Here is a 10,703-nt window from a genome sequence, read left to right on the forward strand (position 1 = left end):
AGGGCTGCCGAGAGGACGGCGGAAGGGGCGGCACCCGCCTGCGCGGATGCCGCCCCTTCCGTACGGCCTGTCCGGGCCCTACCGCCCGTTGAACGCGTCCTTGAGGCGCGAGAACAGCCCCTGCTGCCCCGGCTGGAACTGCCCGGTGGGCCGCTCCTCGCCACGCAGCTTGGCCAGTTCGCGCAGCAGCCGCTCCTGCTCCGCGTCGAGCTTGCTCGGCGTCTGCACCTCGACGTGCACGATCAGGTCGCCCCGGCCGTTGCCCCGCAGATGGGTGACGCCACGGCCGTGCAGCGGGATCGACTGACCGGACTGGGTGCCCGGACGGATGTCGATCTCCTCGATGCCGTCGAGGGTCTGCAGCGGCACCTTGGTGCCGAGCGAGCCCGCCGTCATCGGGATGGTGACCGTGCAGTGCAGGTCGTCGCCGCGCCGCTGGAACGTGTCGTGCGGCGTCTCGTGGATCTCGACGTACAGGTCGCCGGCGGGGCCGCCGCCGGGGCCGACCTCGCCCTCGCCCGCGAGCTGGATCCGGGTGCCGTTGTCGACACCGGCCGGGATCTTGACGGTGAGGGTGCGGCGGGACCGGACCCGGCCGTCGCCCGCGCACTCGGGGCACGGGGTCGGGACGACGGTGCCGAAGCCCTGGCACTGCGGGCAGGGGCGGGAGGTCATGACCTGGCCGAGGAACGACCGGGTGACCTGCGAGACCTCGCCGCGGCCGCGGCACATGTCACAGGTCTGCGCGGAGGTGCCGGGTGCGGCGCCCTCGCCCGAGCAGGTCGTACAGACGACCGCCGTGTCGACCTGGATGTCCTTGGTGGTGCCGAAGGCCGCCTCGTTGAGGTCGATCTCCAGACGGATCATGGCGTCCTGGCCTCGGCGGGTCCGCGAGCGCGGTCCGCGCTGCGAGGCCGTGCCGAAGAAGGCGTCCATGATGTCGGAGAAGTTGCCGAAGCCACCGGCTCCGAAGCCGCCCGCGCCGCCTCCGCCGGAGGCCGAGAGCGGGTCGCCACCCAGGTCGTAGACCTGCTTCTTCTGCGGGTCCGAGAGGACCTCGTAGGCGGCGTTGATCTCCTTGAAGCGTTCCTGCGTCTTCGGATCGGGATTCACATCCGGGTGCAGCTCGCGCGCGAGCCTCCGGAAGGCCTTCTTGATCTCGTCCTGGGACGCGTCGCGGCGCACGCCGAGTACGGCGTAGTAGTCCGTGGCCACTTACGACTCCGCCAGGATCTGTCCGACGTAACGTGCCACTGCGCGTACCGCTCCCATCGTTCCGGGGTAGTCCATGCGGGTCGGTCCGACCACGCCGAGTTTGGCGACTGCTTCGCCGCCCGAACCGTAGCCGACCGAGACGACGGACGTGGAGCTCAGCCCCTCGTGGGCGTTCTCGTGCCCGATCCGTACGGTCATGCCCGATTCCTTGGCCTCGCCGAGCAGCTTGAGGAGCACGACCTGCTCCTCCAGAGCTTCAAGGACGGGCCTGATCATCAGGGGGAAGTCGTGTCCGAAGCGGGTGAGATTGGCGGTGCCGCCGATCATCAGCCGCTCCTCGTGCTCCTCGACGAGGCTCTCGAGAAGGGTCGCGAGCACGGTCGAGACCGTGGCGCGGTCCTCGACCTCCTCGAAGGACTCGGGGAGGTCCTGCACCAGCTGCGGCACGTCGGCGAACCGGCGGCCGACGACCCGGCTGTTGAGCCGGGCCCGCAGATCGGCGAGCGAGGTCTCGCCGAAGGGCGCGGGGCAGTCGACGAGCCGCTGCTCCACACGGCCGGTGTCCGTGATGAGCACCAGCATCAGACGCGCGGGGGCCAGCGAGAGCAGCTCCACGTGCCGGACGGTCGAGCGGGTCAGCGAGGGGTACTGGACGACGGCGACCTGGCGGGTCAGCTGCGCGAGCAGCCGGACCGTACGGCCGACGACGTCGTCCAGGTCCACGGCGCCGTCGAGGAAGTTGTGGATGGCCCGGCGCTCGGGCGTCGACAGCGGCTTGACGCCGGCGAGCCGGTCGACGAAGAGGCGGTAGCCCTTGTCGGTCGGGATGCGGCCGGCACTGGTGTGGGGCTGGGCGATGAACCCCTCCTCCTCCAGCACGGCCATGTCGTTGCGCACGGTGGCGGGCGAGACTCCGAGCTTGTGGCGCTCGGTGAGCGCCTTGGAGCCGACCGGCTCCTCCGTCCCGACATAGTCCTGGACGATGGCGCGCAGGACTTCGAGTCTGCGTTCGCTGAGCATCGTGCGCACCTCCAGCTGTCGTCGTCGTTCCGGTTGCTCCGCTTTTGGCACTCACCCTGCCCGAGTGCCAGCGATCCCCCGGCCAGTGTACGGCGGCGGGCGTCGCTCCTGGCAAGGAGGCGGCGCCCCCATCGGCTAGCGTCGCGGCATGGACGTGGATTGGGAAGCGTACGGATGGGAGCGGCTCGCGGACGGGGTGGGCCGGCGGCGGCTGCCCCGATGGGACGCCACGGTCGGACTGGTACTGGGGGAACGGGCCGTGCTGCTGTACGACACCGGCTCCTCGCTCGCGGAGGGCGCCGAGCTGCGGACGCAGATCGCGGGACTCACGGGCGGCCGGAGAGTGACGCACATCGCACTGAGCCATCCGCATTTCGACCATGTGCTCGGCACGGCGGCGTTCGCGGGAGCGGAGGTCTTCGGCGCGGTGGGGTCGGACGAGCTGCTCGGCCGGGAGCGGGAGCGGGAGGCGCTGCGCTGGGACGCCGTGAAGCAGGGTCTGGACGCGACGGCGGCCGAGGAGGCGGCGGACGTCCTGGTGGCCCCCGGGCACGTGGTCTCCGGGGAGTGGACGCTCGACCTGGGCGACCGGCAGGTCCTCCTGGCGAACGTCGGCCCCGGCCACACGGGCCACGACCTGGTGCTCCTGGTCCCCGGCTCCCGCGAGGTCGTCTTCTGCGGCGATCTGGTCGAGGAGTCGGGCGAGCCGCAGGCGGGCCCGGACGCGATCCCCGCCCGCTGGCCGGACGCGCTGGACCGGCTGCTGCGGCTCGGCGGCGAGGAGGCGGTGTACGTGCCGGGCCACGGGGCGGTGGTGGACGCCACGTTCGTACGACTCCAGCGGGAGGAACTGGCAACGCGCTTCCCGGTCGCATAACGTCGCCCGAATGCGCAGCTACAACCCGGACCTGACGCCCCCTTGGAAGCGCTCGGCGCCCGTTCCCGAGGTCCCGGCCGACCGCGACCTCGTCGTCGAGGAGGTCACGACGGGCTTCTGCGGGGCGGTGATCGGCTGCGAGGCGGGCACGGTGACCCTGGAGGACCGCTTCGGCAAGCATCGGGTGTTCCCGATGGACCCGCGCGGCTTCCTCCTGGAGGGCCGGGTGGTGACCCTGGTCCGCCCGTCCGCCGCTCCGGCGCGCCCCGCCCGCACGGCCTCGGGTTCGGTCGCGGTCCCCGGAGCGCGGGCACGGGTGGCGCGAGCGGGCCGGATCTACGTGGAGGGCCGTCACGACGCGGAGCTCGTCGAACGGGTCTGGGGCGACGACCTCCGTATCGAGGGCGTGGTCGTGGAGTACCTGGAGGGCGTCGACGACCTCCCGGCGATCGTCGCGGACTTCGCCCCGGGCCCCGACGCCCGCCTGGGCGTCCTCGTCGACCACCTCGTCCCGGGCTCGAAGGAGTCCAGGATCGCCGCCCGGGTCACCTCCCCGGACGTCCTCGTCGTCGGCCACCCCTACATCGACGTCTGGGAGGCCGTGAAGCCCTCCGCGGTCGGCATTCCGGCCTGGCCGGCGGTCCCGCGCGGCCAGGACTGGAAGACGGGCGTGTGCCGTGCCCTGGGCTGGCCCTCGGACAACACGGGCGCGGTGTGGCAGGCGATCCTCAGGCGCGTGGAGTCCTACAAGGACCTGGAGCCGGAGCTGCTGGGCAGGGTCGAGGAACTGATCGACTTCGTGACGGCGCCGTAGGGGGTCCGGCGGTGCGCCGTCCCCGGGGAGCCCCTCCCCGGCCCTCTCGTCTCCGGGGCTCCTCCTGCCTCCGGGGCTCCACCCGCGTCCAGGGCCCCTCCCGCGTCCCGGGACGGGCGAGTCCCGGTGTCCCGGGACTCAGGACCCGTACCGCGGCGGACAGGCCCGTGCGAGCGTGACGGAGCCTTCACCGGCGCCGCCCTTCCGCGGCGCCGCCACCGTCGCATGCTCTGGAGGAATCCGTGTTCTCCCACCCCGTGTTCACGAGGGCCGCACTGCTCGTGTCCGCCACCGCCGTCGCCGTGACCGGTCTGGCGGGCACCGCCAGTGCCCGCCCCGGCGCCCCGTACCTCTCGTACGGCAGCCAGGGCGAGGGCGCGAAGTGCGTCCAGATCGCCGTCAACTGGGCCAACGCCTTCCCCGTCGACCTGGCCGAGGACGGCATCTGGGGCGAGCAGACGCAGTGGGGTGTGGTCGCCTTCCAGCGCTGGAAGCTGGGTGACCTCCAGGCGGACGGCATCGTCGGGCCCAACACCGGCGACAAGATGCTGGAGACCCTGTGGGAGTACAACCCGGTGACGGCGAACTACTGCTACAAGTACCTGCCGAGCCACTGACCCACCCGGGTCCGCGCCCCCACCCGGGGGCGCACGCCCGGTCCTGTCGACAGGCTCTAGTCCACCAGGTCCCGCACCACCGCGTCCGCGAGCAGGCGGCCGCGCAGGGTCAGGACCGCGCGGCCGGACGCGTGGGCGGTGGGGTCGAGGAGCCCGTCCGACAGGGCGCGCCCGGCGGCGGCCAGTCCCGCCGGCTTGAGGATCGACAGCTCGACGCCGTCCCGGAGCCGCAGCTCCAGCAGGATCCGCTCCACCCGGCGGTCCTCCTCCGGGAGGATCTCCCGCCCGGCGCCCGGCGACCTCCCGCCGGCGAGGGCCGCCGCGTACGCCCCCGGGTGCTTCACGTTCCACCAGCGGACGCCGCCGACGTGGCTGTGGGCGCCGGGGCCCGCGCCCCACCAGTCCGCGCCGCGCCAGTACAGCTCGTTGTGGAGGCAGCGCCCGGCGTCCGATGTGGCCCAGTTGGAGACCTCGTACCAGGAGAAGCCCGCCTTCTCGAAGGCCTCCTCCGCGATCAGGTACCGGTCGGCGTGCACGTCGTCGTCGGTCATGGGCACCTCGCCGCGCCGGATGCGACGGGCGAGCTGCGTCCCCTCCTCGACGATCAGGGCGTAGGCGCTGACGTGGTCGGGTCCGGCGCCGATGGCCGCGTCGAGCGAGGCCCGCCAGTCGTCGTCGGTCTCGCCGGGGGTGCCGTAGATCAGGTCGAGGTTGACGTGCTCGAAGCCGGCGGCCCGCGCCTCCCCGACGCAGGCCTCGGGGCGGCCCGGGGTGTGCGTCCGGTCGAGGATCTTCAGGACGTGCTGCTTGGCGCTCTGCATGCCGAAGGAGATCCGGTTGAAGCCACCGGCCCGCAGCTCCGCCAGGTAGGCCGGGTCCACGGAGTCGGGGTTGGCCTCGGTCGTCACCTCGGCGTCGTCGGCGAGCCCGAACTCCTCGCGGACGGCCGCCAGCATCCGTACGAGATCACCGGCGGCGAGCAGCGTGGGCGTGCCGCCGCCGACGAAGACGGTCCGCACCGGCCTGGGGTCGTCCCCGAGCACCTTCCGGGCGAGCCGGATCTCCTGGACGACCTGCTCGGCGTAGTTGTCCCGGGAGGCGAGCACGCCGCCGGTCCCCCGCAGCTCACTGGCCGTGTAGGTGTTGAAGTCGCAGTAGCCGCAGCGGGTCGCGCAGTACGGCACGTGCAGGTAGAACCCGAGCGGCCGCTCCCCCGCCCCTTCCAGGGCGTGCGGGGGCAGCGCCCCGTCGTCGGGAACGGACTCACCATCGGGCAGTACGGAAGGCATGAGCCCCATTGTCCCGTACTGCCCGGGGTGAACGTCCTGCCCTGTGGACAACCTCTCCGCGGGGCGGGGTGTCAGGACTCGCGGGACCCGGCGTACATCTCCTCGATGAGCCCCTTGTACTCCCGCTCCACCACCGGCCGCTTCAGCTTCAGCGACGGGGTGAGCTCGCCGTGCTCGATGTCGAGGTCGCGCGGCAGCAGCCGGAACTTCTTGATCGTCTGCCAGCGCTGGAGGCCCTCGTTGAGGCGGTCGATGTAGCCCTGGACCATCTTCACGGTCTGCGGGGCGGCGACGACCTCGGCGTACGACCTGCCCGCGAGGTCGTGCTCGGCGGCCCAGCCGAGGAGGGTGGGCTCGTCGAGGGCGATCAGCGCGGTGCAGAAGTTCCGGTCGGCGCCGTGGACGAGGATGTTCGAGACGAACGGGCAGACGGCCTTGAACTGGCCCTCGACCTCGGCCGGCGCGATGTACTTGCCGCCGGACGTCTTGATCAGGTCCTTCTTCCGGTCCGTGATCCGGAGGTAGCCGTCGGCGGACAGCTCGCCGATGTCACCGGTGTGGAACCAGCCGTCGGACTCCAGGACCTCGGCGGTCTTCTCCGGCAGCCCGTGGTAGCCCTCCATGACGCCCGGGCCGCGCAGCAGGATCTCGCCGTCGTCGGCGATCCGGACCTCGGTGCCGGGGAGCGGCTTGCCGACGGTGCCGGTGCGGTAGGCCTCGCCCGGGTTGACGAAGGAGGCGGCGGAGGTCTCGGTGAGTCCGTAGCCCTCCAGGATGTGGATGCCCGCGCCGGCGAAGAAGTAGCCGATCTCGGGGGCGAGGGCGGCGGATCCGGAGACGCACGCGCGCAGGTTGCCGCCGAAGGCGTCACGGATCTTGGCGTAGACGAGGGCGTCGGCGACCTTGTGCTTGGCCGTGAGGCCGAAGGGCGCGGTGGCGGTCCCGGTGCGGCGGAAGTTGTCCTGGCTGGCCTTCGCGTACTCGCGGGAGATGCCGGCCGCCCACTGGAAGATCTTGTACTTGGCTCCGCCGGCGGCGCGGGCCTTGGCGGCGACGCCGTTGTAGACCTTCTCGAAGATGCGGGGCACGGCCGCCATGTAGGTCGGCTGGACCACCGGCAGGTTCTCGATGATCTTGTCGACGCGGCCGTCGACGGCGGTGACGTGGCCGACCTCGATCTGGCCCGAGGTGAGGACCTTGCCGAAGACGTGCGCGAGCGGCAGCCACAGGTACTGGACGTCGGCCTGGGTGACGAGCCCGGTGGCGGCGATGGCCTTGGCCATGTACGACCAGTTGTCGTGCGGGAGGCGGACGCCCTTGGGGCGGCCCGTGGTGCCGGAGGTGTAGATGAGGGTGGCGAGCTGCGTGGGGGTGATCGCCGCGACCCGCTCCTTGACGGCCTCCGGGTGCTTCTCCAGGTAGGCCTTGCCGCGCGCCTCGAGCTCGGCGAGCGTGAGCACGAACTCGCCGTCGCTCTCCACCCCGGTGGCGTCGATCACGACGACATGGCGGAGGTTCGGCAGGTCGGCACGGCGCTCGACGGCCTTGGCGAGCTGGGCCGCGTCCTCGGCGATGAGGACCCGGGACTCGGAGTCCGAGAGGATGAACGCCGACTCCTCGGCGTTGGTCTGCGGGTAGACCGTGGTGGTCGCGGCGCCCGCGCACATCACGCCGAGGTCGGAGAGGATCCACTCGACCCGGGTGGCGGAGGCGAGCGCGACCCGCTCCTCGGACCGCACACCGAGGTCGACGAGGCCGGCGGCGATCGCGTAGACCCGCTCGGCGGCCTGCCCCCAGCTGAGCGACTTCCAGTCGTCCGGGCCGGCGCCGGAGGCGGCGGGCACCGGATAGCGGTAGGCCTCCGCATCCGGAGTCCGCTCGACGCGCTCAAGGAAGAGGGTCGCCACGGAGGGCGGCCGGTTCTCGATCTGGGTCTGTGTGTCGCTCACGACGTCCTCCGGGCGGCGGCGGTGCCTTCTGGTGGTTCGTAACTAACTGGCGAGTAACCTTCGAGCCGGGTTCAGAGTAAAGGCCCGAGGACCGGCGCGTAAGAGTCTGCAGGGCGTCGCTTCATAACGAACGGGCCCACGCGCACCTCGGCACGTGGACCCGTCGTTTGCCCAGGACAGCCGCGTACGGCTGCGCCCGGCTACTTCTTCTTGGCGGAGGAGTCGTCGCTGGAGAGGACGGCGATGAAGGCCTCCTGGGGCACCTCCACGGAGCCGACCATCTTCATGCGCTTCTTGCCTTCCTTCTGCTTCTCGAGCAGCTTCCGCTTACGGGAGATGTCACCGCCGTAGCACTTGGCGAGGACGTCCTTGCGGATCGCGCGAATGGTCTCGCGGGCGATGACCCGGGAGCCGATCGCGGCCTGGATCGGCACCTCGAAGGCCTGCCGCGGGATGAGCTCGCGCAGCTTGGCGACCAGTCGCACACCGTAGGCGTACGCGGCGTCCTTGTGGGTGACGGCGGAGAACGCGTCGACCTTGTCGCCGTGCAGCAGGATGTCGACCTTGACCAGGCTGGAGGCCTGCTCGCCGGTGGGCTCGTAGTCGAGGGAGGCGTACCCGCGCGTCTTGGACTTCAGCTGGTCGAAGAAGTCGAAGACGATCTCGGCGAGGGGCAGGGTGTAGCGGATCTCGACCCGGTCCTCGGAGAGGTAGTCCATGCCGATCAGGGTGCCGCGACGGGTCTGGCACAGCTCCATGATCGCGCCGATGAACTCGCTGGGGGCGAGGATCGTGGCGCGTACGACGGGCTCGTACACGTCGTTGATCTTGCCCTCGGGGAACTCGCTCGGGTTGGTGACCGTGTGCTCGCTGCCGTCCTCCATGACCACGCGGTAGACCACGTTGGGGGCGGTGGCGATCAGGTCGAGCCCGAACTCGCGCTCCAGCCGCTCACGGATCACGTCGAGGTGGAGCAGACCGAGGAAGCCGACACGGAAGCCGAAGCCGAGGGCGGCGGAGGTCTCCGGCTCGTAGACCAGCGCGGCGTCGTTGAGCTGAAGCTTGTCGAGGGCCTCACGGAGGTCCGGGTACTCCGAGCCGTCCAGCGGGTAGAGGCCCGAGAAGACCATCGGCTTCGGGTCCTTGTAACCGCCCAGCGCCTCGGTGGCGCCCTTGTGCAGGGAGGTGATCGTGTCACCGACCTTGGACTGGCGGACGTCCTTCACACCGGTGATGAGGTAGCCCACCTCGCCGACGCCGAGACCGTCGGACGGCGTCATCTCCGGGGAGGAGACGCCGATCTCCAGCAGCTCGTGGGTGGCGCCGGTAGACATCATCTTGATGCGCTCGCGCTTGTTGAGCTGCCCGTCGATCACTCGTACGTACGTCACGACACCGCGGTACGAGTCGTACACGGAGTCGAAGATCATCGCGCGCGGAGGCGCGTCGGCGACGCCGACCGGGGCCGGAACGTCGCGGACCACCCGGTCGAGCAGCGCCTCGACACCCATACCGGTCTTCGCGGAGACCTTGAGGACGTCCTCCGGCTGGCAGCCGATGAGGTTGGCCAGCTCCTCGGAGAACTTCTCCGGCTGGGCGGCCGGCAGGTCGATCTTGTTCAGTACGGGAACGATGGTGAGGTCGTTCTCCATCGCCAGGTACAGGTTGGCCAGCGTCTGCGCCTCGATGCCCTGGGCCGCGTCGACCAGCAGGACCGTGCCCTCACAGGCCGCGAGCGAACGCGAGACCTCGTACGTGAAGTCGACGTGCCCGGGGGTGTCGATCATGTTCAGGATGTGCGTGTCGCCCTGAGCCGGCCCCTCGGTCGGCGCCCACGGCAGCCGGACCGCCTGGGACTTGATCGTGATGCCGCGTTCCCGCTCGATGTCCATGCGGTCGAGGTACTGGGCACGCATCTGCCGCTGGTCGACCACACCGGTCAGCTGGAGCATCCGGTCGGCGAGCGTGGACTTGCCGTGGTCGATGTGCGCGATGATGCAGAAGTTGCGGATCAGAGCCGGGTCGGTACGGCTCGGCTCGGGCACGTGGGTAGGAGTCGCGGGCACGCAGGGTCTCGTCTCGGGGCGATGTCGGATCGATACGTAGGCTCCATGGTCCCATGCCCGTCGCCCTGCGCCCGGTTTGGGCGGGCACGAGAGTGGCTGATAGTGTGGACAGCTGTGTCTCGTGTGCCCTCTCAGCCCGCGAGGCGCATCCAGAAGGAACATCGAACCTGTAAAGGCTCTTTTCGTGGCGAACATCAAGTCCCAGATCAAGCGGAACAAGACGAACGAGAAGGCGCGCCTGCGCAACAAGGCCGTCAAGTCCTCGCTCAAGACCGCGATCCGCAAGGCCCGCGAGGCCGTCGCCGCGGGTGACGTCGAGAAGGCCACCGTGGCTTCTCGCGCCGCCTCCCGCGCGCTCGACAAGGCTGTCTCGAAGGGTGTCATCCACAAGAACGCCGCCGCCAACAAGAAGTCGGCGCTGGCCACCAAGGTTGCCACCCTCCAGGGCTGAGCTCTGATGTAACCGGCCGCACGGGACCCAGCGGGCCCTCTCTCCCGCTCCCACCCGGCCACCAGGACTCGCACGCGGACGCGTTCGCCACGCGGGTGCGAGCCCACCAGCTCAAACGACGAAGGCCCCGCCCTCTCCTTCCCCAGGAGAGACCGGGGCCTTCGCCATACCCACCCAAGAACCGGCCCGCGAGACCGCACGGCAGGTCGGCGCCTTGCCCCACGAAACGGCCGCCTGCACTGCGGGCCCGGAAGGCCCTGCGGCGCGAAGCCGCCGCCTGCACCGCGGGTCCGGGTCTTATTACGCGAAGCCGCCGGCACCACAGGTCCGGGCCCGCCCAGCGAAGCCGCCGCCTGCACAGCAGACCGGCGGTCGTGCGGCGCGAAGCCGCCGCCGCCCTCCGGG

Annotated in this window: 9 protein-coding genes; 4 read left to right on the forward strand and 5 right to left on the reverse strand. The window is 70.9% G+C overall.

Annotated features, from left to right (window positions below; genetic code table 11):
* Positions 1-78: 78 nt before the first annotated feature.
* Both dnaJ and hrcA read right to left on the reverse strand, forming a co-directional pair.
* Positions 79-1,215, reverse strand: a complete 1,137-nt coding sequence (gene dnaJ / locus ACH4MY_RS01565) for a molecular chaperone DnaJ (RefSeq protein WP_397995956.1) — start codon at positions 1,213-1,215, stop codon at positions 79-81.
* On the reverse strand, positions 1,216-2,235 hold the full coding sequence (gene hrcA / locus ACH4MY_RS01570; RefSeq protein ID WP_189829570.1) for a heat-inducible transcriptional repressor HrcA: 1,020 nt from the start codon (positions 2,233-2,235) through the stop codon (positions 1,216-1,218).
* 148 nt (positions 2,236-2,383) lie between these two features.
* Between hrcA and ACH4MY_RS01575 the strand changes: the two genes are divergently transcribed.
* The 3 genes from ACH4MY_RS01575 to ACH4MY_RS01585 all read left to right on the forward strand — a co-directional run bounded on the left by ACH4MY_RS01575 (position 2,384) and on the right by ACH4MY_RS01585 (position 4,543).
* Positions 2,384-3,112: an MBL fold metallo-hydrolase gene (locus ACH4MY_RS01575; protein WP_397995960.1), complete on the forward strand. Its 729-nt coding sequence runs from the start codon at positions 2,384-2,386 to the stop codon at positions 3,110-3,112.
* 10 nt (positions 3,113-3,122) lie between these two features.
* A complete protein-coding gene (locus tag ACH4MY_RS01580) occupies positions 3,123-3,926 on the forward strand; it encodes a DUF3097 domain-containing protein (RefSeq protein ID WP_397995963.1) in 804 nt (267 codons plus the stop codon).
* 242 nt (positions 3,927-4,168) lie between these two features.
* Positions 4,169-4,543, forward strand: coding sequence for a peptidoglycan-binding protein (locus ACH4MY_RS01585; protein ID WP_397995966.1), 375 nt, complete (start codon positions 4,169-4,171; stop codon positions 4,541-4,543).
* A gap of 56 nt (positions 4,544-4,599) precedes the next feature.
* Here the strand turns inward: ACH4MY_RS01585 and hemW are convergent, their stop codons facing one another.
* From hemW to lepA, 3 genes are all read right to left on the reverse strand, one after another.
* Entirely contained in the window at positions 4,600-5,832 is a 1,233-nt protein-coding gene (gene hemW, locus ACH4MY_RS01590; RefSeq protein ID WP_397995968.1) for a radical SAM family heme chaperone HemW, read from the reverse strand.
* A gap of 71 nt (positions 5,833-5,903) precedes the next feature.
* A complete protein-coding gene (locus ACH4MY_RS01595) occupies positions 5,904-7,781 on the reverse strand; it encodes an AMP-dependent synthetase/ligase (protein ID WP_397995971.1) in 1,878 nt (625 codons plus the stop codon).
* A gap of 200 nt (positions 7,782-7,981) precedes the next feature.
* Positions 7,982-9,847, reverse strand: a complete 1,866-nt coding sequence (gene lepA, locus ACH4MY_RS01600; protein WP_397995974.1) for a translation elongation factor 4 — start codon at positions 9,845-9,847, stop codon at positions 7,982-7,984.
* 184 nt (positions 9,848-10,031) lie between these two features.
* Between lepA and rpsT the strand changes: the two genes are divergently transcribed.
* Positions 10,032-10,298, forward strand: a complete 267-nt coding sequence (gene rpsT / locus ACH4MY_RS01605) for a 30S ribosomal protein S20 (protein ID WP_327161927.1) — start codon at positions 10,032-10,034, stop codon at positions 10,296-10,298.
* The last annotated feature ends 405 nt before the right edge of the window (positions 10,299-10,703 follow it).

It is taken from the genome of Streptomyces sp. NPDC017246, from assembly GCF_044331325.1.
Lineage (GTDB): Bacteria > Actinomycetota > Actinomycetes > Streptomycetales > Streptomycetaceae > Streptomyces.

What these genes read in the sequence shown, in the direction of transcription:
- ACH4MY_RS01580 (WP_397995963.1), top strand. Translation starts at nt 3,123, where the DNA reads ATGCGCAGCTACAACCCGGACCTGACGCCCCCTTGGAAGCGCTCGGCG.
- hrcA (WP_189829570.1), bottom strand. Translation starts at nt 2,235, where the DNA reads ATGCTCAGCGAACGCAGACTCGAAGTCCTGCGCGCCATCGTCCAGGAC.
- ACH4MY_RS01575 (WP_397995960.1), top strand. Translation starts at nt 2,384, where the DNA reads ATGGACGTGGATTGGGAAGCGTACGGATGGGAGCGGCTCGCGGACGGG.
- hemW (WP_397995968.1), bottom strand. Translation starts at nt 5,832, where the DNA reads ATGCCTTCCGTACTGCCCGATGGTGAGTCCGTTCCCGACGACGGGGCG.